This is a genomic window from Gordonia sp. Swx-4, assembly GCF_030316175.1.
GTDB lineage: Bacteria > Actinomycetota > Actinomycetes > Mycobacteriales > Mycobacteriaceae > Gordonia > Gordonia alkanivorans.
The window spans coordinates 2,698,125-2,723,034 of sequence record NZ_CP128197.1 but is presented as its reverse complement, the minus strand read 5'-3'; the positions used below and the strand labels follow the sequence as shown (position 1 = coordinate 2,723,034).

General features: G+C 67.1%; 22 protein-coding genes. 7 read left to right on the top strand and 15 right to left on the bottom strand.

The window, feature by feature from the left end; genetic code table 11:
* Positions 1–129: 129 nt before the first annotated feature.
* Positions 130–1,371 (bottom strand): HNH endonuclease, encoded by a 1,242-nt coding sequence (locus tag PWF70_RS12355; RefSeq protein ID WP_286352626.1) that lies wholly within the window; start codon positions 1,369–1,371, stop codon positions 130–132.
* 355 nt (positions 1,372–1,726) lie between these two features.
* Here PWF70_RS12355 and PWF70_RS12350 point away from each other — a divergent pair, with 355 nt between their 5' ends.
* From PWF70_RS12350 to PWF70_RS12340, 3 genes are all read left to right on the top strand, one after another.
* A complete protein-coding gene (locus tag PWF70_RS12350; protein WP_035751621.1) occupies positions 1,727–2,164 on the top strand; it encodes a globin domain-containing protein in 438 nt (145 codons plus the stop codon).
* 93 nt (positions 2,165–2,257) lie between these two features.
* Complete coding sequence (locus PWF70_RS12345; protein ID WP_286352625.1) at positions 2,258–3,535, top strand: glycosyltransferase 87 family protein; 1,278 nt, start codon at positions 2,258–2,260, stop codon at positions 3,533–3,535.
* Positions 3,536–3,635: 100 nt separating this feature from the next.
* On the top strand, positions 3,636–5,051 hold the full coding sequence (locus tag PWF70_RS12340; protein WP_187346496.1) for a cytochrome P450: 1,416 nt from the start codon (positions 3,636–3,638) through the stop codon (positions 5,049–5,051).
* A gap of 224 nt (positions 5,052–5,275) precedes the next feature.
* Here PWF70_RS12340 and PWF70_RS12335 read toward each other — a convergent pair whose 3' ends face one another.
* From PWF70_RS12335 to PWF70_RS12275, 13 genes are all read right to left on the bottom strand, one after another.
* Positions 5,276–5,875: an FKBP-type peptidyl-prolyl cis-trans isomerase gene (locus PWF70_RS12335; RefSeq protein WP_035751723.1), complete on the bottom strand. Its 600-nt coding sequence runs from the start codon at positions 5,873–5,875 to the stop codon at positions 5,276–5,278.
* A gap of 35 nt (positions 5,876–5,910) precedes the next feature.
* Complete coding sequence (locus tag PWF70_RS12330; RefSeq protein WP_280072258.1) at positions 5,911–6,378, bottom strand: SRPBCC family protein; 468 nt, start codon at positions 6,376–6,378, stop codon at positions 5,911–5,913.
* Positions 6,378–7,412 carry an LLM class F420-dependent oxidoreductase gene (locus PWF70_RS12325; protein WP_127963055.1) on the bottom strand — a complete coding sequence of 345 codons (1,035 nt, stop codon included), beginning with the start codon at positions 7,410–7,412 and terminating at the stop codon, positions 6,378–6,380. The genes PWF70_RS12330 and PWF70_RS12325 overlap by 1 nt, the downstream gene beginning before the upstream one ends.
* Positions 7,409–7,822, bottom strand: a complete 414-nt coding sequence (locus PWF70_RS12320; protein WP_286352624.1) for a nuclear transport factor 2 family protein — start codon at positions 7,820–7,822, stop codon at positions 7,409–7,411. Before PWF70_RS12320 ends, PWF70_RS12325 begins: the two co-directional genes overlap by 4 nt.
* Positions 7,788–8,798 (bottom strand): DMT family transporter, encoded by a 1,011-nt coding sequence (locus tag PWF70_RS12315; RefSeq protein WP_286352623.1) that lies wholly within the window; start codon positions 8,796–8,798, stop codon positions 7,788–7,790. Before PWF70_RS12315 ends, PWF70_RS12320 begins: the two co-directional genes overlap by 35 nt.
* The gene (locus tag PWF70_RS12310) at positions 8,795–9,922 is read right to left on the bottom strand and encodes an MSMEG_0565 family glycosyltransferase (protein ID WP_286352622.1); all 1,128 of its coding nucleotides are present in this window, start codon (positions 9,920–9,922) and stop codon (positions 8,795–8,797) included. The genes PWF70_RS12315 and PWF70_RS12310 overlap by 4 nt, the downstream gene beginning before the upstream one ends.
* Complete coding sequence (locus tag PWF70_RS12305; RefSeq protein WP_280072267.1) at positions 9,919–10,782, bottom strand: carbon-nitrogen hydrolase family protein; 864 nt, start codon at positions 10,780–10,782, stop codon at positions 9,919–9,921. Before PWF70_RS12305 ends, PWF70_RS12310 begins: the two co-directional genes overlap by 4 nt.
* 52 nt (positions 10,783–10,834) lie before the next feature.
* The gene (locus tag PWF70_RS12300) at positions 10,835–12,286 is read right to left on the bottom strand and encodes an MSMEG_0567/sll0787 family protein (protein WP_286352621.1); all 1,452 of its coding nucleotides are present in this window, start codon (positions 12,284–12,286) and stop codon (positions 10,835–10,837) included.
* On the bottom strand, positions 12,287–13,342 hold the full coding sequence (locus PWF70_RS12295) for an MSMEG_0568 family radical SAM protein (RefSeq protein WP_286352620.1): 1,056 nt from the start codon (positions 13,340–13,342) through the stop codon (positions 12,287–12,289). It abuts the gene before it with no gap.
* 135 nt (positions 13,343–13,477) lie between these two features.
* Entirely contained in the window at positions 13,478–14,749 is a 1,272-nt protein-coding gene (locus PWF70_RS12290; protein WP_286352619.1) for an MSMEG_0569 family flavin-dependent oxidoreductase, read from the bottom strand.
* Entirely contained in the window at positions 14,746–15,063 is a 318-nt protein-coding gene (locus tag PWF70_RS12285) for an MSMEG_0570 family nitrogen starvation response protein (RefSeq protein ID WP_075863238.1), read from the bottom strand. Before PWF70_RS12285 ends, PWF70_RS12290 begins: the two co-directional genes overlap by 4 nt.
* Positions 15,056–15,955: a carbon-nitrogen hydrolase family protein gene (locus tag PWF70_RS12280; RefSeq protein WP_075863237.1), complete on the bottom strand. Its 900-nt coding sequence runs from the start codon at positions 15,953–15,955 to the stop codon at positions 15,056–15,058. Before PWF70_RS12280 ends, PWF70_RS12285 begins: the two co-directional genes overlap by 8 nt.
* Before the next feature lie 40 nt (positions 15,956–15,995).
* Positions 15,996–16,520, bottom strand: a complete 525-nt coding sequence (locus PWF70_RS12275) for an MSMEG_0572/Sll0783 family nitrogen starvation response protein (RefSeq protein ID WP_074848887.1) — start codon at positions 16,518–16,520, stop codon at positions 15,996–15,998.
* Positions 16,521–17,028: 508 nt separating this feature from the next.
* Between PWF70_RS12275 and PWF70_RS12270 the strand changes: the two genes are divergently transcribed.
* Complete coding sequence (locus PWF70_RS12270) at positions 17,029–17,715, top strand: ZIP family metal transporter (RefSeq protein WP_286352618.1); 687 nt, start codon at positions 17,029–17,031, stop codon at positions 17,713–17,715.
* Positions 17,716–17,725: 10 nt separating this feature from the next.
* Here PWF70_RS12270 and PWF70_RS12265 read toward each other — a convergent pair whose 3' ends face one another.
* The gene (locus tag PWF70_RS12265) at positions 17,726–18,841 is read right to left on the bottom strand and encodes an alpha/beta hydrolase (protein WP_286352617.1); all 1,116 of its coding nucleotides are present in this window, start codon (positions 18,839–18,841) and stop codon (positions 17,726–17,728) included.
* 126 nt (positions 18,842–18,967) lie between these two features.
* On the opposite strand from PWF70_RS12265, the gene PWF70_RS12260 reads away from it, so the two are divergent.
* From PWF70_RS12260 to PWF70_RS12250, 3 genes are read left to right on the top strand one after another with little or no spacing between them, the layout of a single operon-like run.
* Complete coding sequence (locus tag PWF70_RS12260; protein ID WP_283348932.1) at positions 18,968–20,488, top strand: DUF3375 domain-containing protein; 1,521 nt, start codon at positions 18,968–18,970, stop codon at positions 20,486–20,488.
* Entirely contained in the window at positions 20,485–21,318 is an 834-nt protein-coding gene (locus PWF70_RS12255; RefSeq protein WP_283348931.1) for a DUF4194 domain-containing protein, read from the top strand. Before PWF70_RS12260 ends, PWF70_RS12255 begins: the two co-directional genes overlap by 4 nt.
* The gene (locus PWF70_RS12250; RefSeq protein ID WP_286352616.1) at positions 21,315–24,653 is read left to right on the top strand and encodes an ATP-binding protein; all 3,339 of its coding nucleotides are present in this window, start codon (positions 21,315–21,317) and stop codon (positions 24,651–24,653) included. Before PWF70_RS12255 ends, PWF70_RS12250 begins: the two co-directional genes overlap by 4 nt.
* Positions 24,654–24,910: the final 257 nt, after the last annotated feature.

Genomic DNA, 24,910 nt, shown 5'->3' with positions numbered 1-24,910 from the left:
CGCCACTGCCGGGCAGGACGGAGCCCGTGGGCTCGCAGTGTTCACACTGTGTACTTGTCAAAGATCGAATGCGGTCCCGGCTCTGTGCTCGTATGCCGGGTGCGAGAAGGTGCTACGCGAAAGCTGGCGTCATGCGGCGTCGTCGAGGCGCATGGTGCGGCGGTTGTAGGCGGGGCAGGGCCGACGCTGCGGGTCGATCTCGACGGGCGGGACGAGCCACGGGTGTCGATCGAATCCCATGACGACGTCCCATCCGTGGTGATGAACCTGGGTATGGCAGCGCTGACACAGCAGGCAGCCATTGTCGAGATCGGTGTTTCCGCCGTCGCTCCAGTGCTCGACGTGGTGCACCTGCGTATGAGACGGCGGTGCACCGCATTTGATGCAGAACTCATCGCGGATGATGATCGCTCGTCGCAGGTGGGCCGGGAACAGGCGCTGCTCACGGCCCATCTGCAGCGGCACGGTCTCGGCGTCGATGACGATCTCGGAAACCGTGCCGTCGCAGGACAACTGTCGCGCGGTCGCGTGCGTGACCGAACCCGTCCACGGCAGCGCGGCGGGATCTTCACCGTCCGCCGGGATCGTCAGCACGATCTGGGTATGTGCCGACCCCGCGCTGTCGACGGATGCGCCGAGAGCTGCCTGGTCCAGTAGTAGTTCGAAAGCGTCGGCCCGGCGTTGTTCGGCCGATCGTCGATCGTCCGCGCCGTCCGGCTCTGGGCGAGGTGCCGCACGCTCGTCGATCATCGCTGCGAACTTCTCACCGATCACCTGCGTGACATTGGCGCGGATGTCGATCCGAGCGTCATCCGTCACGCTGTGATTGAGCGTGTTCAATGAGCGATCGTCGGATGCGGGAACGCCCGTGTCCACTGACTCGGCGACGTCGTTGCCGATCCGCCGGGCGAAGGTCTGGACCTCGGCGGGCGTCGCTCCCGACAGGGCTTGGCTGACGAGCTGGGACTCGAATTCGGCCCGATCACCGTCGGAGAGGCCGTCAGGCGAGCGTTTCTCGATGAGTGCGACCCCGCTGACGACGGCGTCGACGACCTCGACCGACAGTCGCCCATCCGCAGCGTGTCCGACCACCTTGCCGAGGCCGTACAGGCCAGCGAGGATGCGCATGAGCCGGGAAGCTGCGGATGGTGGGAATCCCATCTCGATCAGCAGTCGCTTGGTGGTGGAACCGGATCTTTCCGCCACATGACTATGGTTGAGTTGCGCTGTGTGGCAGACGATCTTGTGGTCGACGACGTTGCGCATCTGTCGCAATGAATCGATTTCTTCGAATGTTGCTTTCCCGGAGGGGTCGTCGACCGGAGGGGTGATCGCGATGAGCTGGTCGAGGAGGGAGTCGAGCTTTGCCATGACCCCAATGTACTCGAACAGACGTTCGAATTTCCAGGTTTCTCCACAGCGGTTCGGAACGTCAGAACCGCGGTGTTGCAATATCTTTCACATTCGTTAACTGCATCGTCGTCTCTAGTGATCAACAGTCACAGGCGTTACGCAATGCGGACGAAGAGGGGTGGGTTTGTCTTTCTTCTTGGCTCATTCTCTTCTGGCTGCTCGGTGACGAGATGGACTCGCAGAACAATCCGGTCGACCGAGGCGACCGCCCGGCGTCCATCTCACACGCACCCAAGGCGCTTGTGAGATCACCGTTACGCAGCTCTTGCGGCACGACATTCCGGACGCAACGCCGCAGCGGCAGGGTCTGTGCATGGACAAGCAACTCTTGGAAGAAAGCCTGACCCTCGTCGATCTACCCGATTCCGGTCTCACCGTCCGGTTCTACGAGATCCTCTTCGAGCGCTATCCCGGCGTGAAGCCGATGTTCCAGCGGGACACCCGCGTCCAGGCTGAGATGCTGCGCACCGCCGTCGTCTCGGTCCTCGACCATCTCGAGGACGCGGCGTGGCTGACGACCAACCTGCACGCCCTCGGCAAGCGGCATGCGAGCCTCGGCGTCACCAGGCCGATGTACAGCGCGGTCGCCGAATGCATGATCGCCGCCATGGGTGAAATCGGCGGTGAGTCGTGGACGCCGGCGATGACCTCGGCGTGGGAGGAGGCGTTGGGCGCGGTCGCCACGATCATGCTCGACGGCTATCCCGACGAAGCCACGTCGGAAACCGCTGAAGAATCCGGCGCTGCCTGAGCCCTGAACACACAACCACCTCAGCGGGGTCACCGCCGCCCCCGCTGACTCTCAGCTCCACCGCGATACGATCCCGCTCGGAAGAGAGGGCTCGTGACAGTTGTGGACATTCCCCGGTCGGTGATCGATCGCTATCTCCGTTCGGCGTGGGCGCGAAGGCTGACGCTCGTCGTCTTCCTCGTCAGTGCGGCGATCGCGATCTTCGTACTCCCGAACCATCCGCCGGTGCCCTATCGCATCGATTTCGACGTCTATCGCATGGGCGGCCGCGTCTTCCTCGACGGCGGTGACCTCTACGGCACCCTTCCGACGCTCGGCGGCGGCTCCTATCTGCCGTTCACCTATCCACCCCTGGCGGCGGCCTTGTTCTCCGTGTTCACCGTCGTCCCGTTGGGACTGGGTCAAGCGCTGTTCACCGCTGCGACCATCGCCTGCCTGCTGGTGGTCTGCCGGATCGTGGTGGCCCACCTGACCGACCGCTCGTCGTCGGATCTCTGGTGGCTGGCGACCGCCGCGACCACCATCGGCCTGTGGCTCGAACCGGTCCGCGACACTCTGAACTTCGGGCAGGTCAACATCGTCTTGATGACCCTCGTCATCGTCGACGCCCTGCTCGGGCGAGGGCGCTGGTGGCGCGGCCTGCTGGTCGGTCTGGCCATCTCGATCAAGCTCACCCCGGCGGTCTTCCTGCTGCTGTTCTTCCTCCGACGCGACTGGCGAGCACTCGTCGTCGGCGCGGTGTCGGCCGTCGCCTACGCCGGCATCGGGTATCTGCTGGCGGCCGACGACTCCGTCACCTACTGGACATCCACCCTGTTCGACACCGAACGCATCGGTAGTCCGCAATTCGCCAACAACCAGTCGGTGAAGGGCGAGGTGGCCCGACTCGGCTTCGAGTCGGAGCTCATCTGGTTCGGCGCGGCTCTCGTCGTCGGACTGCTCATCGCGTGGTCGGCGTGGCGCCTGCTGTCCGCGTCGGAGGCCTCTGCGAATGGTCGCGACGAGACGCTCGAGGTCGCGGCCGTGATGACCGTCGCCTTCGCCTGGCTGTTCTGCTCACCGGTCGCCTGGGACCACAGCTGGGTCTGGATCGTGCCGCTGCTCCTGGTGCTGATCGCACTGGCCGCACGCCTGGAGGCGTCGAGAATCTGGTGGTGGATGGTCGGCACCGGGCTGATCATCTTCGCCTACGCTCCGCATCAGCACGTCCCGCAGCGCTACGACGCCGAGCTGTCGTGGGCCTGGTGGCAGCACGTCATCGGGTCGTCGTACCTGGTCTGGGGACTGGTCGTGATCGTCTCCTTCGGCGTGCTCGCACCACGCCTGGCCTCGAACTCTGTCGGTGAAATCGTGAATAGCCGAGGGAACTGAGCGGCTGACACAGACTCGCCTCTTGAAACAACTGTCAAAATCCGTTCCAATGGTGCATAGTGACCTAAGGCACAACGGATCAACGGGGAGTGGCAAGGACATGGCTAGTCGGAAGAAGCAGATGCAGACCGCGCTCGGCAAGCTGAGCAGCATGTACCCGAGCAAAGAGCGCCCGCTGGCCGAGCCACCTGCGGGTTCAGGCCTCAAGCCGGTCATGGGTGATCCCGGTATCCCGTACCTGGGCAACACCCTTCAGGCCCTCGCGGACCCGCTGCAGTCGGCGATGGACCGCTTCGAGCGGTACGGCCAGGTGTCCTGGTCGGGTGCCCTCGGCATGAACATGGTGACCCTCGTCGGCCCCGACGCCATCGAGGCCGTGTGGATGAACCGCAACAAGGCGTTCTCCAGCGAGCTCGGCTGGGAGCCGATGATCGGTCCGTTCTTCCGCCGTGGCGTCATGCTCATGGACTTCGACGAGCACATGCAGCACCGCCGCATCATGCAGCAGGCCTTCAGTCGCCCGCGCCTGAACGGCTATCTGGACATCATGACCCCGCACATCGAGAAGACCCTCGCCAACTGGCAGGTGGGCAAGGGCTTCCACATGTACTCCAACACCAAGGACCTGACGCTCTCGCTTGCCACCGAGGTCTTCATGGGTGCGCACGTGAGCGAAGCCGAGGCACATCGCCTCGAGAAGGCCTTCGAGGCCGCGGTCCGTGGCGGTCAGGCGATGGTCCGCAAGGATGTCGGCAACTGGACCTGGGCGCAGGGACTCCGCGGCCGCGAGGTCCTGCAGGAGTACTTCCGCTCCGAGATCCCGCTGCGCCGCGGCAGCGACGCCGACGACCTGTTCACCGTCCTCTGCAACAGCGAGAGCGACGAGGGTGAGACCTTCACCGACGAGGACATCGTCAACCACATGATCTTCGTGATGATGGCCGCGCACGACACGTCCACCATCGCGCTGTCGATGCTGACCTACTTCCTGGGTCGCCATCCGGAGTGGCAGCAGCGTCTGCGCGAGGAGTCGCTGGCCCTCAACAAGCCGACGATCGACTACGACGACGTCGACAAGCTCCCCAGCATGGAACTCGCCTTCAAGGAGACCCTGCGCCTCAACGCCCCCGTCGGCATGCTCTTCCGGATGGCGATCGAGGACACCGAGATCTGCGGCCACTACATTCCGAAGGGCACCCTGCTGGCCATCCACCCCTGGGCGACCATGCTGCGCAAGGAATGGTGGCCGAACCCCACCCATTTCGACCCCGAGCGCTTCTCGGCCGAGCGTCGCGAGGACAAGGTCCACCGCTTCGCCTGGGCCCCGTTCGGCGGCGGCGCACACAAGTGCATCGGCCTGTACTTCGGTGGCATGGAGGTGAAGTCGATCCTGCACCAGATGCTGCAGCGCTTCGAGTGGACCGTCCCGGCCGGCTACAAGCCCGAACTCACCTACGGCACCGGACCCACCCCGGCCGACGGTCTGCCGATCGACATCCGGCACCGCGCGCTGTAACGAGCGAGTTCTTCCGTCCAGCACGAGGCTCCGCAAACCGGTCGACTTCAACCCGACCTGCAGACTTCGATCGACGTCTGCCGGTCGAGTTGAGGTTCGGCAGTCGGAAACGAGGAGCGGTCGACGCCACCACTCGCTCCCTGAGGTGCGAGGAGCGATAGCGACGAGCCACGAAGGGCTGGTGACCAAACGGCCACCAGCCCTTCGTATTTCGTTCTAGATCCCTAAGACGCCGCGAGAATTCCGATCTCGAAGATGAGCGTATCGCCGGGCTCGATCCCGGCGCTCGGCTGTCCCTGGGCGTAACCGTCGGCCGACGTCATCGCGACGCCTACCTTGGAACCGACCTTCTGCCCGGCGATCGCCTTGCTGAAGCCGGGGATCACGCCGTTCAGCGGGAAGTCGACGGGAGTGCCGCTCTGGTAGGCGCTGTCGAACTCCTCGCCGTTGCGTCCGTTGACGCCGACGTAGCAGACGGTGACCGATGCGGTCTCGGCGACGACGGGCCCGTCGCCCTCGACGAGGGTTTCGACCACGGTCTGATCGACGCTGAACGGCGACTGGACGGTGATCTTCGGCGCCTCGTTCTCGGTGGCGGCGACCATCTCCATCTCGCCGGTGGCGCCCTTCAAGGTCCACTGCGGCTCGGCGCCGTCCTTGGCCGACGCGGTGGGGCAGCTGGTCGGAGCCGAACCGGTGTCGGTGCTGCCGGCTGCGGCGGTACCGGTGGCTTCGGTTGTGCCGGAATCGGAATCGGAGTCGGAGCTACAGCCGGCCACCGCGAGGACGAGGGCCGCGCCGAGCGCGAGCGTCGCATTCTTCATGTTCACCCTGGTCACGCTACCCGAGCGGCCGGTGATCACCGACCATCATGCTCGGCGACGAGCCGGGCCGCACGAGCGAGGTCGGCGCGGATCGCCCGCACCGCCGGCCACCGGTTCACCGCCAGCAGGGGCACGCCGATGGCAGGCACCGTCAACGTCGCCACGGCGTGGACATCCGTGCCGCCGTCGGATCGTTCCTCGAAGCCCAACGTCAGTACTGCGTCGACCGATCGCCATCCACCGACTTCCCGCCACAACCGATGCGGCTCGCAGTCGGTGACCTCCATCCGCGGACCGACCCCGGGCACGACGGTGACGTCGGTCCAGCTTGTGCCGACGTCACCCGCCCGGTCGCCGACCACCTGCAGGTCGTCGATGCGACGCAGACTCGACTGCCACGCAGGCCGATTGCTCGGATCGGTGAGATAGTCGAACGTCTCCGCGATGGGCGTCGGGAACGCGACGACGTCGTCGATGATCGTGAACCGGGCGGGGGACAGCATCAGCTGATGAGGCCGGCGAGCTGATCGATCTCCTCGATGGTGCGCGGGGAGACCAGCATCGTGGTGACACCGCACGACTCCCAGACCTTGATCTGCTCGCGGACGTGGTCGAGGTCGCCGACGATGGCCGAGTCCTCGACGACGGCGTCGGGAATGATCTGCGCCGCTTCCTCTTTGCGGTTCGAACGGAACAGCTTGGTCACCTCGTCGACGACGTCGGAATACCCCATGCGGCGATACACCTCGGCGTGGAAGTTGGTGTCCTCACTGCCCATTCCGCCCATGTACAGCGCGAGGAACGGCTTGATGGCGGCGTAGGTCGCGGCCCGGTCGTCGGTGATGACGATCTGGGCGGTCGCGATGATCTCGAAGTCGTCGCGACTGCGGCGGGCACCCGGCTTGGCGAATCCCTCGTCGAGCCAGGCGTTGTAGGTGTCGGCCATGCGCGGTGTGTAGAACAGTGGCAGCCAACCGTCGGCGATCTCGGCTGCGAGTGCGACGTTCTTGGGCCCCTCGGCGCCGAGCATGACCGGGATGTCGGCACGCAACGGATGCGTGATCGGCTTGAGCGGCTTACCCAGTCCCGACGCGCCCTCGCCGTTGTACGGCAGAGGATAGTGCGGCCCGGCGCTGGTGACCGGCGCCTCCCGCGCCCAGACCTGACGCATGATGTCGATGTACTCGCGCGTGCGGCCGAGCGGTTTGGCGAACTTCTGCCCGTACCACCCTTCGACGACCTGCGGCCCGGACACGCCGAGTCCGACGATGTGCCGTCCACCGGACAGGTGGTCGAGGGTCAACGCCGCCATCGCACAGGCGGTCGGCGTACGGGCCGAGAGTTGCAGCACCGAGGTGCCCAACCGTACGCGGGTCGTCGACGACCCGAGCCAGGCGAGCGGGGTGTAGGCATCCGACCCCCACGCCTCGGCGGTGAAGATCGAGTCGAAGCCGGCCTGTTCGGCGGCGGTGACGAGATCGGCGTGACCGGCCGGCGGCTGCGCGGACCAATATCCGAGTTGCAGACCGAGTTTCATGCGTTCGCCCCGTTCGCGGTCTCGGCGGCCGCTTCGGCCGCGATCTGGTCGAATTGCGCCCCCATCGCTTCGGCGAGGGCCTGCGCACCCGACAGTGGCCGGACCATCACCATGAAGTCGTCGATCTTCCCGTCGTCGTCGACGTGGATGAAGTCGCAGCCGGTGACCGCCTTGCCGTTGACGGTGGCCTCGAAGACCAGCGCCGAATCCCGACCGCCCTCGTCGTTGATCTCCCGGACGTAGCGGAAGTCGGTGAAGACGCGCAGCACGCCCCGTAGGATCGCCGAGGTGATCGCCTTACCCGGGTACGGCTTGAACGCGACCGGGCTGGTGAAGACGACGTCGTCGGCGAGCAGATCCTGCATCGCCTGCGCGTCACGTGCCTCGACGGCCTCTCGGAACTGCTTCATGCATGTCCTCCTCATCCACGGCGGGGGCGCCGTTGTGCGTACTTCTCCGCTCGACGCTAACCGATCTCCGACGCCGCGCGGGAGCCATCAACACGACGAGCGCCACCGCCAGCACCGCGATGCCCGCCCAACCGCTCGCGGTGATCGATTCCGACAGCACGACGACCGCCAGCACTGTGGCGACCGCCGGTTCGATGAGGGTGATGGTGGTGGCGGTCGAACTGTCGATCCGTCCCAGCCCGCGGCTGAACAGCACGTAACCGAGGAACTGAGGCACGACGATCAAATAGGCGAGGACGCCGAGGCTTTCCGGGTGATCGATCACCGACGGCACACAGACCGCGACCACCGGCAGCAACAGCACCCCGCCCAGTCCCATGACGCCACCGGCCGACGCCCCGCGGGCGAGCCCCTGGTTCATCAGGCGTCGCATCGCCCACGAGAAACCCGCGTAGGTCGCGCCCGCTCCCAGCCCGAGTACGACACCCCAGGCCGACGCGGTGCTGCCGGTGACCGAGTCACCATGCGACGACTCGCTGCGCGACAACGCCAGCGCGACACTGCCGGCGATGCCCAGCGCGCACGCGACGCACCACCGCGTCGTCAACGCCCGACCCTCCGCCACACGTTCGATCACCGCCGAGAACAACGGCGCCGACGCCAGCGACACCACGGTGCCCAGCGCGACGCCACCGATGCGCATCGAGCCGTAGAAGCACAGTGGGTAGATCGCCACGCACACGCCGCCCGCCAGCACCGTCGGCCACCGCTGCGACAACGACGGCCACGCGGCACGCACCGCGCGAGCGTTGACAGCTCCCTGCAGCAATCCGCCGCCCGCCATCGCGATCGCGCCGATCGTGACCGCGCTGAGTGCGGGAGCCAGCGCGGCCGCCGTTCCCGACGTTCCCCACAGGAACGCGGTGAGCGTCACCGCGAGAATCCCGGCGCGTTCGGCGGCTCGCGAATGGGTCATGTGCGCGTGGGCATCGGATGGCGCGCATAGAACTCGAGATGACGACGAGCCGCGTCCTCCCACGTCAACGACGCGGCGAGCGACCGGCCGGAGTCGACGCGTGCCGGGTCCGGCGTGAGCGCGTCCGCCAGCGCATCGGCGAGTTCGGGCACGGTCGATGCGTACGCGACCGTGTCGCCGAACACCTCTCGGAGAATCGGCAGCTCACGCGTCACGACCGGCCGCCCCGCGGACAATGCCTCCATCGCGGCCAGCCCGAACCCTTCCTTGACCGACGGGAACGCGAACACCCGACTGGCGGCGACCAGCGACGGCAGCTCGTCGTCGGGCACGTTGCCGAGGACGATCGGTTCGACGTCCAGTTCGGCCCGGCGGCGGTCGAAGTCAGCGCGGTAGTCCCGATAGTCGAACAGCGTCTCCCCGCCGGCGAAGACCAGCGCCAGCTCCGGATGGCGCTCTCGCAGAGACGCATACGCGTTCAGCAGGTCGATGCTGCCCTTACGCGGTTCGATCCCGCCGACCGCCAGCACGTAGTCACCGAGCTTCCCGGTCCATCGCCCACGTGCTTCCACGGCCTCGGGGATATCCGACGCGGCGTCGGCGAAGCGTTGGTAGGCAACACCATTCGGGATCACGTCCGGTGTCAGCCCCCAGCCGTGCTCCACCTCGTCGGCGACCGCCCGCGACACACAGATCCGCGCATACGGATTCACGACGGCCTTCTCGTGACATTCGACGAGAATCGGCGTCGTGAACTGGTCGAGGTGGTGGATCGTGCGGATACATGTCCCGACGGCATTGGCGCTGATGCAATCCTGGGCGTGCACGAGGTCGTAGGCGCTTGCGTCGAAGGCGTCGCGCAGGGTGGCGATGGACCGCACGATGCGGTCGGTGATCGTCTCGTTCACGCGGTCGGCGAACGGCACGAGTCGCAGCGACACCGCCGGGTCCACCGCGCGGAAGAACCCGTCGTCACCGCCGCGTGCCAGCGACCAGACCGTCACCTCGACGCCGAGTCGCGCCATCGCTTCGGCCAGGTTCAGCGTGTGAACCACGCCGCCACGGGGTTTGGTCGAGTAGGTCAGCAGCGCGACGCGGAGTGAGGGGGAGTCCACACCGGTCATGATAGGTCCGCGATCGACCCGGCCTGGCGTCTCGCGCTGCGGTAGGAGTCCGGGCGCAGTTCGGCGAGGTGGCTCAGTACTCGACGTGCCCGGTCGATCTCCGCGTCGACATCGACGGTGACACTGGCCAACCCGCCCTTCGACCGCGTGGTGGCGAGCATGTCGCCGCCGGGTCCGACGACCTTGGCCTGTCCGAGGAACCGCAACGACCCCATCACCCCGGTCTGGTTCGACGAGACCACGAACACCTGGTTCTCGGCGGCGCGGGCGCAGTCGTAGAGGTCGAACAGTCGTGACTGGCGGTCGGCGGGGAGCCGGGCGGCGCGGTCGGTCACGCTTGCCGGCCACGCGGACAGGGCAGCGATGATCCGCGCGCCGTCGAGGGCGAGCGTGCGGGCCGATTCCGGAAACGTCTTGTCGTAGTCGATGAGCATCCCGATCCGCCCGACCGGAGTGTCGAACGCACGGAACTCGTCACCGGCCGCGTAGGCCAGGGACTCACCGGCAGGCTGATGGACCTTGCGGTGTGTGCCGAGAATCCCGTCGCCGGACACACACACCGCCGTGTTGAAATGCTTGTCGCCATCGGCCTCGGTGTAACCGATACAGACCGTGGTGTCGCCTGCGGCGGCAATGATGGCGGCCAGTTCGGGTCCGTCGGGATCCAGCGCCGGAGGCAGCTCGTCGGGGTCGGGATTGCGCAGGTCGCCGAGGTAACCGCCGAGGGTGGCGTCCGGGAAGACGAGCAGGTCGACGCCATCGCGCGCGGCCGCCTCGACGATGCCGACGGCCTTGGACACACCGCGCTCCACGTCGCGGCCGAAGTGCGCGGCGAGAGCACCGAGGGTGACAGTGCTCATGGTCGAACAGTACCGACCGAGAACTGGCGAGAGGGCGTCACCCGGGGTCCGATCATGCGGCCCCCAGCCCGGTGACCGTGGAGGCCACCGCGACGGTCACCGCACCGTCGGGCCACCGCAGTCGCACGCCGGGTTCCGAGGTGAGACGCCCACAATCCGCGACCGTGAGAGCGTCCGGCGCAGGCACATCGGTACGACGACCCGGCCGGTCCGTACTTAGCATTGCGTACCCGGGGAAGCAGGTCAGCCACGCACCCATCGACGCGTCGCCCGGCCGCGGCACGGCGGTGGCGTTGAGTTCGGCTCCGGTGCCCGACGCCTCGGCGAGCATGCCCAGGGTCCCGGCGATCCCGGCCATGCTCACGTCCTTCGCCGACGCCGGTCCGACCCTCGCCAAATGACCTGCCATCGCACACAATTCGTCGCTGCTGCGTGAGCTCGTCGAGTCCCACTGCCGGTCGTGATAGCCCGGGCGCCACGACCCGCCGAGGTCTGCGTGCAGCGTCACAGTGTCGCCGACCGCACCGCCACCGGCCCGCAGCGGACTGCCCGTGGTCCCCAACGCTGTCACCGACAGCGCCGACGGCACGCCGACCTGAGTGTGACCACCGAGAACCGGTGTCTGCCAGGCTCGTGCGGCTGCGGAGATCCCGCGGATGATGCGGGTCAGATGCGAGGTCGTGGGCGCGCCGACCGCGTCGAGCAGCCCGATCGGTCTCGCACCCATCGCGGACAGGTCGTTGATGTTGACCAGCACCGAACACCACCCGGCCCATTCCGGATCACGTTCGATCATCGACGGGATGATGGCATCGCACGCCGCGATCACATCGGTGCCGGGTAGCGGCACGCCGTCGTCACCGCGGAATCCGGCTGCCCCGAGGCCGCCATCCTGGTCGGCAAACGGTGCAAGTGCCTCCGCGAGGACTGCTTTGGTGCCGTCGACGGTCCGCTGGATCCTATGGATGGGCCACCGCATCTCCCGGTGCGTCTGACCTGCGATCACCGGACCCGCCCCGCAGTCGTCCCAGCCGAGCCGCCGGAACATGAGTGCGTAGCGGTCCTGCACGGTGGCGTCGAAGCGCAGTGCGCCCCGCTGTTCGACGTGCGCACACGCCGCCCGCACGAGCGCCGGACCGATCCCGGCCGCGTGCCCGGGGTCGGCGACCACGAGCCGGCTGCCGAACCACCACCCGATGTCCTCGGTGTCCGACGACCCGTCCCACCGCACGGGTGCGACGCGGACTCCGCCGGCGATGGAACCGTCCGCGAGGGTCGCGACGAGGACCACGGTGCGTGGATCGTCGTCGGTGTCGTCGAGGTCGGAATGCGCGAAAAGTCCCTGTCGATCGACGAACTCCAGGTGCCGCATCGCACGGTAGGCGGCATGCTCGACCGCGGTGTCGGCGACGGTGATCAGGAAGTCCGGGCGTGGGGCGACGCGGCGTCGACCGGCAAGGATCGAGAGTTCGCCGGCCACTGCGTCTTTGGTGGTTGTTCTCATTCAGCCACCCACCGTCGGCAGGATGCTGCACGCGCCGCACGCCGCGCATCCGGCCCGCTGATCGGCGCCCGCCATCCCGATCAGAGTGAGATGGCGCGCGACCTCGCGGCTGATCTTCTCCACGATGGCCGGATCCGGTGCGGGTGCATCGTCGACGTCCACGGCGAGCGTTCCCGCATGACGCCGGAACGGCACGATGAACGGATAGACACCCAGGTCGGCGAGTTCCTTGGCACCGGCGATCATCTCGTCGGTGTCCTCACCGAGCCCAACAAGCAGGTACGTCGACACCTGGTTGCGTCCGAAAACGCGGACGGCCTCGGTCCACGCCTCGCGATACTCGGCCATCGAGACCGACGACTTGCCCGGCATCCACCGGCGCCGGACGTCGTCGTCGAGGGATTCGACGTGGATGCCGATCGCATCGGCGCCCGCCTCCCGCAGCTCGGTCAGGACCGCGAGGTCGGCAGGTGGTTCGCACTGCACCTGGATCGGCAGGTGGGGGACCGCGGCCTTGATCGTGCGGACGCACCGCGCGAGGTGGCGGGCCCCACGGTCGCGACCCCCGGTGGTGCCGGTGGTCATCACCATCTGGGTGATGCCGTCGAGTTCGACTGCCGCGCGGGCGACCTCGGCCAGCTGATCTGGCTTCTTCACCGCGATCGTCGACTCCGACCTCAACGACTCCTCGATGGAACAGAACCGGCACCGCTCCGACTCGTCGTAGCGGATGCACGTCTGGACCACCGTCGTCGCCAGGACGTTGCGGCCGTGTAGACGGGCGATCTTCTCGTAGCTGGTGCCGTCGGCGGTCTGCAGGTCGTAGAACCGGGGCCGCCCGATCGCCTCGACCTCGATGCCGACGTCGACGCCGTCGTACAGGACGCGCTCGCCGTCGAAGACGAACGGGCTCTGCGGGTTTCGTGGGATCGCGGCGTGCAGGCCGTCGACCATCAGATGGCCGTCGTCGCTGGGGCCGGCCCCGCCGGTCCGCTGCACCGGCGGCTCGCCCCGAATGCCGAGCAGTGCCAGGTCAACTCGTGTGGATACCGTCATGGGTACTCCTCCTTGAGGAAATCGATGTGCTCGACCCTCGCTCCCTGAGGTGTGAGCTTTACTGCTCCCTGAGGTGCGAGGAGCGTTAGCGACGAGCCACGAAGGGCGGGCGACGACCGCATCCCGCTCAGCCATCTACTGCGCCGCCGCCAACCGCGGGCGGTTCTCACCCAGAACACCGAGGATGTGCTCCGCCACGTACCTCGCGTCCCGATCGATCCCGAGGAACCGTCCCGATCCCCAGGTGTGCATCCACGGCAACCCGACGAAGCTGAGCCCGGGGACCTCGGTGATCCCGCGCGTCTGCATCGGGCGACCCCCACCGTCGAAGGCGCTGGCCTCGATCCACCGGTAGTCGGGTCGGTACCCGATGGCCCAGATGATCGACGTCACCCCGGCTGCTGCGAGATCGAGTTCGGCAGGGTCTTCGTCGGGAGCCCACACAGGTTCGTACCGCGAGGGTTCCGGCGCCTCGATCCCCAGCGAGTCGATGTGCCGGTCGATGTCGGAGCAGATGGAGTTGTAGGTTGCGTCGGCCTTGTCCAGTGCATCGCTGAGCGTCGGCGCGAACCGCAGCGTCGAGTCCTTGCCGTCGGTCAGCATGCCGTAGAGCTGCATGCCCTCGACAGCGAAGCGTCGGAGGTCGATGTCGCGGCCACCGTCGCGGCCGGTGACGTAGTGGTTGGTCTTCTCCTGCGCGGCACGGCCACCCGGATACTCCTGGGTGGGAGTGTCGTAGAGCCCCATGTCCGACAGCCACGTCATGCAGTCGCGTCCGCGATAGAACCGTGCGACCCGCGGCGCGTTGCCGACCGCCAGATGCACCTGCCGCCCGGCCAGGTGCAGGTCTTCGGCGATCTGCGTGCCCGACTGCCCGGTTCCGACGACCAACACCGCACCCTCGGGCAACTGGTCCGGGTTGAAGTACTCCTCGGAGTGGATCTGATGGACGGCCGGATCGAGCGCCGACGCGAACGCCGGGATCACCGGCAGCGGATAACCACCGGTCGCGATCACCGCCTGGTCGCACGTCACGGAGGTGACGCCGTCCGGACCGTCGAGGGTCACCTCGAACCGGTCAACACCGAGCCGCTGCAGACGGGTCACCCGCGTGTGTTCGACGAGCGGCGGCTCGAAGGTCTGCAGCCACCCCTCCAGCCAGGCCACCACCTCGTCGCGGGTCATGAACCCGTCGGGGTCCGGACCCTCGTAGGCATACCCGGGTAGACGGCAATGCCAGTTGGGTGTCACGAGAGTGAAGTTGTCCCAACGCTTGTCGGCCCACGCGTGGACCGCGGTCTCGGCGTCGACGACGATGTGCTCGACTCCGGCCTCTCCGAGATACCAGCTGACCGAGAGGCCGGCCTGCCCGCCGCCGATGACGACGACCGGAACGTGTGTGTTCATGAGCGCTCCCGTAGGTCGGTGGTGTGCGCGGGTAGCGGCGGGTACATCGAGACCACTTCGACCTCCGCCGAGTCCAGATGCCGCGCAGCATCCTTGGTGATCTCCGCAGCGGACGCGGCGGCCGAGGTGCACGCGAACCCGTACTTGGCCCGCACCCGTGCGCTGGCTTCGTCGAGCGCGGTGGTGGCTCGTTTCCGGAAGTCGTCGACGCGGTACGAACCCGGCGCGAGGTGGTCGTGCAGGACGAGGCTGGGGGAGTAGTACTGGCGGAACAGCCCGTCGGGCCAGCGCACCTGGACGGTCATCTCAGGCATGAGCGAGGTCCCGCCAGGCGAGGTCGTCGGCGGTCTCTGGTTCGGTGAGCAGGCCGTACTTCTCTGGGCGGCGGTCCCGCAGGTGGAACATGCCGGCGCGCATCGCGGTGAAGCTCTCGCAGATGTCCACCTCGGCGACCGCGAGACCGCTGCCGAGGAGAGTGGTGGCGAGAATGTTGCCGCCCGGGTCGACGATCTTGGCGTTACCGACATACCGCAACGACCCGAACGTCCCGCTCTGGTTCGACGCCACCCAGAACACCTGGTTTTCCAGGGCGCGCGCGGCGTCGAAGAGGTTGAACCGGTAGGTCCAGCGGTCCTCTTGAAGGTTCTCGGCGGTGGCGGTGCGTGCCGCCGGCCACGCCGAGAGGCTGGCGATGATCTCGGCACCCTTGAGAGCCATGATGCGGGCGGCCTCGGGAAACGCCTTGTCGTAACAGATTTGGAGTCCGACCCGTCCGACCGGGGTGTCGAAGACGCCGTATCCCTCGCCCGACGAGTACGACATGTTCTCGCCGAGCGGCTGGTGGACCTTCCGATAGCTGCCGTAGATCCGGTGGCCGTCGAGGACTGTGGCCGCGTTGTAGCGGGTCTCGCCGTCCTCGCCGAGTTCGCAGAACCCGATCGCCACCACCAGGTCTCCGACGATGGACTGCACCCGCGCGATCTCGGGTCCGTCGAGGGAGATCGCCGGTGGCAGCGACCGTGCACTGTTCTTCCGGGTGTCGCCGTGGTTGCCCAGCGACGACAAGTATCCGCCGATCGCCGCCTCGGGGAAGACCAGGAAGTCGACGCCGCGGGCCCGCGCCTGGGCGACATACTCTTCGATCGTCGCGTAGTTCTGTTCGAGATCGCGGGTGAAGTTCGCCGCGACGGTTCCGATGGTGGTCATAGGAATGTCCCAGGGTCGGTGGTGCGGAAAGTGTTGCGACTCAGACCATGTACGTCGAGTTGATGATCGCGCCCTTGCGTGCGTAGTGGATGATCGCGTCCTGGACGTCGAGCGGGTGCGCCGGGATGACGCCCTCGATCAAGTCCTCCTCGCGACCGCCATGGAGCGCGAGCCCGAAGCGGCAACAGAACACGGTGCCGCCCTCGGAGATGAAGGTCTCGAGCGCGTTGTTGATGTTCTGTTCACCGGGGAAGCCGGAGTCGCCTGTCGTCGGAAAGCCGCGCGTGGCAAGGCAATTGATGGCTCCGGGGCCGTAGAAGTACATGGCCGACTCGAAGCCCTTGCGCAGTGCGCGGGTTGCCTGCAGGACGGCGACGAACGACACCGACGACTCGTGGGCGATGCCGTGCACCAGCGTGAAGTAGGTTTCGCCGTCCTCGGCCTGATAGTCCGGGAAGATCTTGGTGCCGCCGTAGATGTTGGAGCCCTTCGGCAGCGACGGGTGCGGGATCTCCGCGAGCGATGCGGCGATGTTCTCGGTGATGGATTCGTCGAAAGAGGGCACAAGGACTCCTGGATGGCGAGACGACGGCGCCTGGCGGCTCGGCGTGTGAGACGAATGCGGATCGGGCATCATTGCCCAAGAGCGGTGGATCGGAAGATTTCGATCGCATCGAGTAGCTGATTGCTACGAGAACCAGTTCACCCCTCGACGATTACCGGGTGGTTACCGCTGGAATAAATGGATGGCCGGTCTGCGTAACACGTCGCTCGACGCGCGCCCGTCCCTCAACCGCTCGTCAGGACAGCAGGATGGTCCGGCAACAAAAATGTCCGACGAACCGGTCGGGTCGGGGGTCTGACCGGTTCATCGGACGTAAGTCAGCATATCGTCTGTGTCTCCGCAGGTCGAGCGAGGGATCCGCAATTCTGTGACCTGTTTCTCACGGATTCCGGACGAACCCGACCTCTACGGCTCCGTAACCGTCGTTCGCCGTCGTCCACCTGGACGACACCGATCCCGTCCGACGTGTCGCACCATCTCGCCGAACGACGAGGCGCAAGCTGGACTCATGCTCACCGCGATTCTCTACGGTCTCATCACCGCGGTACCCATCGCGATCGGTGCCGCGATCGGTCTCCGGTGGGATCTCCCGGCTCGAGTCTTGGCGACCCTGATGGCCTTCGGCGCAGGCACGATGATCGCCGCGGTCTCCATCGAGCTCTTCCAGCCGGCGTTCACACAGGCCGGCTTCGGCCTCGCCGGGGTAGCGCTGCTTCTAGGAACCGCGGTCTACGTGGTCGCCGACCACGTCGTCGAAACCAAACTCGGCTCCCGCGCGATCGGCCCGGCTCTCATGCTCGGCGTCTTCCTCGACGGCGTCCCCGAGAACAGTGCGCTGGGCGTTTCGCTCACCGCTGGCGGCTCGCTCGTCCTGGTGGTGGCGATCGCCGTCGGCAATGTCCCGGAAGCGGTCAGTGGGGCGTCGTTGATGAGACGCGAACACGACATGTCGCTGCGGTACGCGCTCGTGATGTGGGTGGCCACCGCCGCGATCCTCATCGCGGTGACCGTGGGCGGTTATGCAGTCTCCGACGCCATCTCGCCGACCGCGGTCAGCATCGTCCAGGCCTTCGCCGGTGGCGCGACCCTCGGCGTCCTCGCCAACGGCCTCATGCCCGAGGCCTATAAAGAAGGCGGCTGGTGGGTCGGCCTGGCCACCGCGGGTGGCTTCCTGCTCGCGTTCGTCCTGGGTTGAGCCGACGACCTCAGTGCGTCTGCAGCGCGTCCGGGTCGCTGGCAACGTGGCCCTGGGCGAGCTCTTGGAGTTCTCGGAAGACCCGCTTCGACGCCTCGGCCCAGGGCATCAGGATCGGGAACACGTGGAACATCCCCGGTTCCTCGAGCGCGCGCGTGGGCACCTCGGAGTCCTCCAGCCGCGCCGCGAATTCCCTGATGCCGTCGCGGAACATCTCGTCCTTGCCCCAGCACACGAAAGTCGGTGGGAACCAGTCCGGCTCCGGGTCGGCGTGGATGATCGAGACGCGAGCATCGTTCGGCTGCACACCATGTAGGTACGGCGTCACCGGGATGTTCCACGGCAGCACGTCGTACTGGGCGTTCTCGGTGATCGACGGGTGATCGAGGTCGAGATCGATTTCGGGGGAGAACAACGCCATCGCACCGGGCTTGGGTAGACCCTGCTCGTGCAGGTGTGCCACCAACGACGCCGCGAGCCCACCACCGCCGGAGTCGCCCGCGACGATGATGTGCTCGGGTGTCACCCCGCGTCCCAGGAGTGCCTGGTAGACATCCGCGGCGTCGAGAACCCCGGCGGGAAAGGGGAATTCGGGTGCCATCCGATAGTCGGCGATGAAGACCTCGAACCCGGTGATCCGCACCAGCGAAGACGCGAACGCCGAATACATGATCGGCGACGTCCCGATGTACCCGCCGCCGTGGAGGTACAGGATGGTCGCGCCGATCTCCTGCTTCTCCTCGTCCTCGTCGACGTAGGCGTCGGTACTCGCCTTCGCGCGACACCACAGGCCGGGGACGCCGCCGATGGTGTCGTCGGTCAGTTCGACCCCGTCGGTCAGTTCGACGAACGGTGGCATCACCACGCGGCAGATCTCGTCGAGGATTTTCTCCATCGACCGGAATTCCTCGATCGGCAGACCCATCGAGTAACCCATGAACGTACGGATGGACTGCCGGGTGACGGCCTGGCCGATGTTGTCGAGCAGGCCCGAAGGTCCCGACCACGGCTTCTTGAACGGCACGCGGGCGAGTCCACCGAGCATGCTCGACGCCAGGCCGGCGACGGCCAGCGCCGTCAACGGTCCGGATGCGGTCTCCACCTCGGGACGATCAGCCATCACCATGTCGCACAGAGTAGCGATGCCCGTGACCGACGGCTGGACGCGCGACCCACCGGACTGGGGTGCGGCCGGGTGGACGTGGCAGACTGTCGCGGGTCCTGTAGTCCCCGAGAACCCCGTGAGGCGGCGATGGAGAGTTCTGCCTTCCCGGCTCAGCGCGAGGCCGGGCGACCTGCCGTGCCGTCGGAATCGGCGCAGGTCACGCTGGGCGACGCCCTCGATGCCAACCGTGCGCTGCAGAAGTCGGCGGCGGTCAAGTTGTTCGCCGCGAACAACTCGGCTCTCTACGTCACCTTGATGGAGCGTCACCTCGACTACGGCACCAAGATGTCGGAGGTCGAGCTCACGATGCGGCTCGAACGCGACCTCGCCGAACTCGACCTCACCGACGACCAGCCCACCGGCCTGGAACTGGTCAAACTGTGGGCCCGTCAGGGCTGGCTGCACCGCGTCACCGACACCACCGACCCCGACGCCCCCAACCTCTGCCATCTGACCAGCGAGGCCCGCACGGTCCTCGACTTCATGCGCCGCCAGCGCCGCGAGGACTCCATCGCCACCGGCGGCTCGATCACCGGCATCGCCGCCGAACTCCGACGCGTCGCCGGGCAGGTCAGCAACGACCCCGAGACCATCCGCCTCGAGCTCGAGGCGCAGATGTCCGACCTCGACGCCGAGCTCGCCGACCTCGAAGCCGGCCGCCGCCCACCGGTCGACCTCCGCGTCGCCGAGGACTCCGCCCGCGCGATCGGCTACCAGATGGAGCAGATCATCTCCGACATCGGCCAGTACGGCACGATGCTCGACCGCATCACCACCGCGCTGCTCGACGACCCGGGGGACTCCGACCTCGCCTACCGCGACCGTCAGCGCCAGCTCTTCGACGACTACGAGGCGCTACTGCAGTCGTCGCAGTCGGCGTCGTACCAGGCGTTTTCCCAGATGATCCAGGACCCGGAGCGTCGCGCCCGCCTCAAGGTCGACATCGACACCATCATCGAGAACTTCCCCGGGATGGACGCCGGCCTGCGATCGGTGATGGACAACTTCTTCGGTCTGGTCACCCAGCAGATGGCCGAGGTCGGCCGCACCCGCCAGCGTTGCGCCCGTCGTATCCGACGCTTCGTCGCATCGGGCACCCTCGAGCAGAGCCGCGGTCTCGCGCGTCAGCTCAACGACGCCCTCGCCACCGCCAACGACCTGCTCAAGTCCTCGCTCGCAGACCGTCGCCTCGGCTACGAACTGCCGCTGGCCGCCCCGACTCTCAACTCGATCGGCCGCCTCGCCTTCGAGATCCGTGAACACGTCCCGCCCGCCCCAGCTTTGCCCGCAGGTGGCGCCGACGCCGACCTCACCGCCTTCGCCTCGATGACTGGCCAGGTCGACACCGTCGAACTCACCGAGACCGTGAACAACGCCGTCACCGCCGGCCCGGTCGCGCTCACCGACGTCATCGAAGGCCTCGACGAGCCGTACCTCGCGCACGTCATCGTGCTGTGGTCCTGGGCCCAGAAGCAGGCCGCGGCAGGGGAGAAGGTGCCGATGACCACCGTGCGCTTCCGGTCCCTCCTCGGGGAGGACCACGCCATCGAAGTCCCCGACCTCACCTTCACCGAACCGATTCCGACTGCGGAGGTCGACGCCGAATGACCACCACCGACGACACCGACCCCTCGTTCCCTGAGGTGCGAGCGGAGCGAGCCTCGAAGGGCCCTGAAACCGAAGCTCCCGCAACCCCCGAAGAATTCGCCGGCTTCGACGATCTGCCCACCGTCGCCAATCGTGCGGCGACGCATACCCCGAGCGCCCCCCGCTTCGACGGCGACGTCAGCGAGATGCCCGACCGTGCCTGCTGGGCACTGCAGAACCTGCTGGCCCGCCGCTACGTCAGCGGCGACCGGCAGCCGCAGCTGTGGTCGTGGGTGTCCGAGTACCAGGACGTCCTGCGAATCCGCCTGTCCGAACTCGACCTTCGCCTCCGCCTCGTCGACGAACTCCAGGTCGCCTTCGTCGAACAGGCCGGCTACGAGTCCCGGTGGGGCCGACGCATTCTCAAGCGCGAGACCGTCCACACCTACGACGCGATCCTGGCGCTGCACCTGGCCAAGTACATCCGAGCCGCCCGCGACGAGGATGCGCTGATCACCCGCGAGGAGATCCACGAGCTCTTCGCCGGCGTCACCAACACCATCGACCGCGACCTCGCGCTCTTCGACAAGCGCATCGAGCGGGCCATCGACAAGATGGAAGAACTCGAGTTCCTGCGCAAGCAGCGCGACGACGCCGACACCTTCACCGTGAGCCCGGTGATCTCCGCGGTCATGACGGCGTCGGTGATCACGGACCTGCAGCGCCAGTTCGAGCAGTTCATCGGCTCTGGCGACACGGGGGAGGAGCCGCCGGAGAACGCAGCCGACGATCCCGCCCGGCCCGACGACGCCGAGGACGGCTTCGGCGACGACGAAGGAGACGACTGGTGAGCGTCGACCAGTACCACCTGTCCCGGTTGCAGCTGATCAACTGGGGCGTGTTCGACGGGTATCACTCGATCCCGTTCAGCTCCAACGGTTCTCTGATCACCGGGTCGTCGGGTTCGGGTAAGTCGTCGTTGCTCGACGCCATCTCGCTGGCGTTCCTGCCCGACCATCGCCGCAACTTCAACGCCTCGGGTGACGCCACCGCCGCCGGCTCGTCGAGCGGTAAGCGCACCGTCGGCAAGTACGTGCGCGGCGCGTGGGGTGAGCGACGCGACGGCACCAACGCGCACCGCGAGATCATGTACCTGCGCGGCACCGGCCCGGCGTGGGCGGCCATCGCGGTCACCTACACCTCCACCTCGGGCACCGCCATCACCGGTCTGGTCCTCAAGTGGTTGGCCGCGGGCAAGATGACCGACTCGCACAGCTCGTACTTCATCTACGACGGCGACGCCGACATCGTCGAGGTCTGCAACGAGTGGGCCGCGGCCAACTACAACTCGGCCAAGTTCCGCGACCGCGGCTGGCGCGGCGGACCCGGCGAGGGCAAGTACCTCTCGACGCTGTACTCGCTCATCGGCATCCGCGGGTCCGACGCCGCGCAGCAGCTCCTCGGAAAGGCCAAGTCGCTCAAGAGCGTCGGCGGCCTCGCACAGTTCGTGCGGGAGTTCATGCTCGACGCCCCGACGTCCATCGTCGGCATCTCCGATGCGCTGGAGCAGATCGATCCGCTCGTCGAGGCCCGTGAACTGCTCGACGTCGCGCGCCGCAAGCGCACCATCCTCGGCAACATCGAGGAGGTCCACGAGCGGTACGCGAGCGAGTCGGCCACCTTCTCCGTCCTCGACACCATCGACAGCACCACGATCCGCAGCTATGTCAACAACCTGCGGATCCGCAACGCGCAGCCCGAGGTCGCCGACCTCGACGACCAGATCACCCGCCTCGACGGCGATCTCGCCGCGCTGACCACCCAGCACGACCAGCTGCGCCAGGACCACAGCCTGCTGCTGGCCCGTATCGCCACCTCCACCGGCGACCTCGCCCCGCTGCGCGAACAGCTCGGCGGCGCACAGAAACTCAGCACCGAGGTCACCGCACGACGAAACGCCTACGAGGACAAGGTCTCCGCCCTCGGCTTCAGCGCCCCCACCAACGCCGAGGGCTTCTGGTCGCTGCGTGAGGAGCTCATCGAGGAAGCCACCAAGATCGACGGCCAGCTCGAGGCCGGCCGCGCCCACTACGCCGAGGCGCTGGCCCGCGAGGTCGCTGCCCGCAGCCGCCGCGACACCGCGCAGGAAGAACTCGGCCGCGTCGAGCAGGCCGGTTCCGCGCTGCCGCGCACCGAGCACGAGATGCGCCGCGTGATCGCGCACGCGCTGCAGATCGACGAGTCCGAGCTGAAGTATGTCGCCGAACTCGTCGAACTCGACCCCGACGAGGAACGCTGGCGCCTGGCCGTCGAGAAGGTCCTGCGCAACGCTGGCCTGCGACTCCTCGTGCCGGACAAGCACTTCCGCTCCGCCCTGCGCTTCGTCAACTCGCACGACATGCGCGGCCGGATCCAGCTGCATCAGGCCGAGACCCGTCCGATGCCCGACGTCGAGCCGGGCACCCTGGCGTCCAAGCTGCGTTCCGTCGATCCCGGCCATCCGTGTGCCGCCGAAGCGATGACCGTGCTCGCGAAGCTCGGCAACCACATGTGCGTCGACAACCCGGGGGAGTTCTCCCAGTACGCCAAGGCCGTCACCGATCAGGGTCTGCGCAAGGATTCGGCGAAGCTGGCCGTCAAGGACGACCGCCAGCAGCTGCGCCGGTCGCAGTACATCTTCGTTGGCGACGTCGAATCCAAGATCTCCGCGCTGCGCGACGAACTCGCCTACGAGGAGCGCGCTTTCGACGACGCCCGCGAGGACTGCGCCGAACTCGACCGCGAACGTTCCGCCAAGGAACGACGCCGCGACGCCTATCGCCGGGTGTGCGAGCAGTTCACGCAGTGGAACGAGATCGACGTCGACTCCGTCGATGATCGCGTCGACCAGCTCACCGACCAGTACGACCTCCTCATGGAGGAGAACCCCGACGTCGAGGCCCTGCAGCGCAAGGCCGAAGACCTCTGGGAGCAGGTGCGCCACGCGATCTCGCAGGCCGCGCTGGTCAAGGACAAGATCGCCCGCCAGGACGAACGCCGCACCCAGCTACTCGACCTCATCGACCGGCTGAAGCCCGAAGACGTTGCCGCGCAGGCGGAGAAGACCCTCGACGGCTTCCGCGAGGACCTCTCGGCGACCCTCGACGTGCTCAACCCCGAGCCGTACCGCCAGGAGATCGTCAAGGCCGCCGGCCGCGAACGCGATCGCATGCGCTCCGACGCACGACGCTCCCGCGACGAACTGGCCCGAATCCTCGACACCTACGACGAGGAATTTCCCGACGCCATTCCCAACGACAGCGACGACTTCGACGAGCGCATCCACGACTACGTCGCCGTCTGCCGCCGCATCGACGAACGTGAGCTGCCCTCCGCCTACGAGCGGATGCGCCGCCTGATCACCGAGCAGGCCCCGGGCGCGATCCTGGGCCTGCACATGGCCGCCGACGCCGAGGAACGACGCATCGTCGAGCAGATCGAGCGCGTCAACACAGGTCTCGGCGCGGTGGCGTTCAACCGGGGTACCCGCCTGCGGCTGGTCCCGGGTCGCAAGAAGCTCGCCGCGGTGGAGGAGCTGACCGAGAAAGCCCGCCAGATCTCCAACCGCGCAACAGCGGTCAGCTTCGGCGACGAGCAGGCCATCCTCGAGCAGTACTCCGACATCCTGCTGCTACGCGAACGCCTGGCCGGCAACACCCCGGAGGACCGCCAGTGGACGCGCGACGCCCTCGACGTGCGTAACCGCTTCGACTTCTATTGCGAGGAGCACGACGCCGAGAGCGGCGAAACCATCCGCACCTACTCCAACGCCGGCGACAACTCCGGCGGCGAGCAGGAGAAACTGATGGCCTTCTGTCTCGCCGGTGCGCTGAGCTTCAACCTGGCCAGCCCGCACGGCAACGACAACCGGCCGATCTTCGCCCAGCTGATGCTCGACGAGGCGTTCTCCAAGTCCGACCCGCAGTTCGCCCAGCAGGCGCTGTCGGCCTTCCGCAAGTTCGGGTTCCAGTTGATCATCGTTGCGACAGTGCAGAACACCAGCACGATCCAGCCGTACGTGGACAACGTGGTGATGGTGTCGAAGGTCGAGGCTGGACCGGATCTGCGACCGATCGCGACGGCAACGTCGACGACGATCAAGGCGTTCGCGGAGCTGCGGCGGTCGGGGAGTCAGTTGCCCGTGTAGTGCTGTGCTGGTTGAGGATCGACGAGTGTCCCGCCGAGAGTTGGTTTCGGAGGCGAGCGCATCCTTTACGGTTGGGCCGCCCTCGGCTTTCCTGCAGCTGGTTGAGCAGCCGACGGGCGTCCCCTCCGCTGGTTGAGCCGTCGACGAGCGCTAGCGAGGAGGCGTGTCGAAGCCACCTGGCGACCAGACGTCGGAACCGTCACACCACCTGGCACCCCGAGTCCACCGCGTCCGCCCACTAGATTGGTGGACATGTC

Excerpts from the sequence above, each read along its gene's own strand:
- PWF70_RS12265 (WP_286352617.1), bottom strand. The coding sequence starts at position 18,841 with ATGGTGATGGCTGATCGTCCCGAGGTGGAGACCGCATCCGGACCGTTG.
- PWF70_RS12255 (WP_283348931.1), top strand. The coding sequence starts at position 20,485 with ATGACCACCACCGACGACACCGACCCCTCGTTCCCTGAGGTGCGAGCG.
- PWF70_RS12320 (WP_286352624.1), bottom strand. The coding sequence starts at position 7,822 with ATGAAGCAGTTCCGAGAGGCCGTCGAGGCACGTGACGCGCAGGCGATG.
- PWF70_RS12260 (WP_283348932.1), top strand. The coding sequence starts at position 18,968 with ATGGAGAGTTCTGCCTTCCCGGCTCAGCGCGAGGCCGGGCGACCTGCC.
- PWF70_RS12355 (WP_286352626.1), bottom strand. The coding sequence starts at position 1,371 with ATGGCAAAGCTCGACTCCCTCCTCGACCAGCTCATCGCGATCACCCCT.
- PWF70_RS12335 (WP_035751723.1), bottom strand. The coding sequence starts at position 5,875 with ATGAAGAATGCGACGCTCGCGCTCGGCGCGGCCCTCGTCCTCGCGGTG.
- PWF70_RS12285 (WP_075863238.1), bottom strand. The coding sequence starts at position 15,063 with ATGCCTGAGATGACCGTCCAGGTGCGCTGGCCCGACGGGCTGTTCCGC.
- PWF70_RS12315 (WP_286352623.1), bottom strand. The coding sequence starts at position 8,798 with ATGACCCATTCGCGAGCCGCCGAACGCGCCGGGATTCTCGCGGTGACG.
- PWF70_RS12330 (WP_280072258.1), bottom strand. The coding sequence starts at position 6,378 with ATGCTGTCCCCCGCCCGGTTCACGATCATCGACGACGTCGTCGCGTTC.
- PWF70_RS12340 (WP_187346496.1), top strand. The coding sequence starts at position 3,636 with ATGGCTAGTCGGAAGAAGCAGATGCAGACCGCGCTCGGCAAGCTGAGC.
- PWF70_RS12295 (WP_286352620.1), bottom strand. The coding sequence starts at position 13,342 with ATGACGGTATCCACACGAGTTGACCTGGCACTGCTCGGCATTCGGGGC.
- PWF70_RS12325 (WP_127963055.1), bottom strand. The coding sequence starts at position 7,412 with ATGAAACTCGGTCTGCAACTCGGATATTGGTCCGCGCAGCCGCCGGCC.
- PWF70_RS12350 (WP_035751621.1), top strand. The coding sequence starts at position 1,727 with ATGGACAAGCAACTCTTGGAAGAAAGCCTGACCCTCGTCGATCTACCC.
- PWF70_RS12280 (WP_075863237.1), bottom strand. The coding sequence starts at position 15,955 with ATGACCACCATCGGAACCGTCGCGGCGAACTTCACCCGCGATCTCGAA.
- PWF70_RS12305 (WP_280072267.1), bottom strand. The coding sequence starts at position 10,782 with ATGAGCACTGTCACCCTCGGTGCTCTCGCCGCGCACTTCGGCCGCGAC.
- PWF70_RS12290 (WP_286352619.1), bottom strand. The coding sequence starts at position 14,749 with ATGAACACACACGTTCCGGTCGTCGTCATCGGCGGCGGGCAGGCCGGC.
- PWF70_RS12310 (WP_286352622.1), bottom strand. The coding sequence starts at position 9,922 with ATGACCGGTGTGGACTCCCCCTCACTCCGCGTCGCGCTGCTGACCTAC.
- PWF70_RS12300 (WP_286352621.1), bottom strand. The coding sequence starts at position 12,286 with ATGAGAACAACCACCAAAGACGCAGTGGCCGGCGAACTCTCGATCCTT.
- PWF70_RS12270 (WP_286352618.1), top strand. The coding sequence starts at position 17,029 with ATGCTCACCGCGATTCTCTACGGTCTCATCACCGCGGTACCCATCGCG.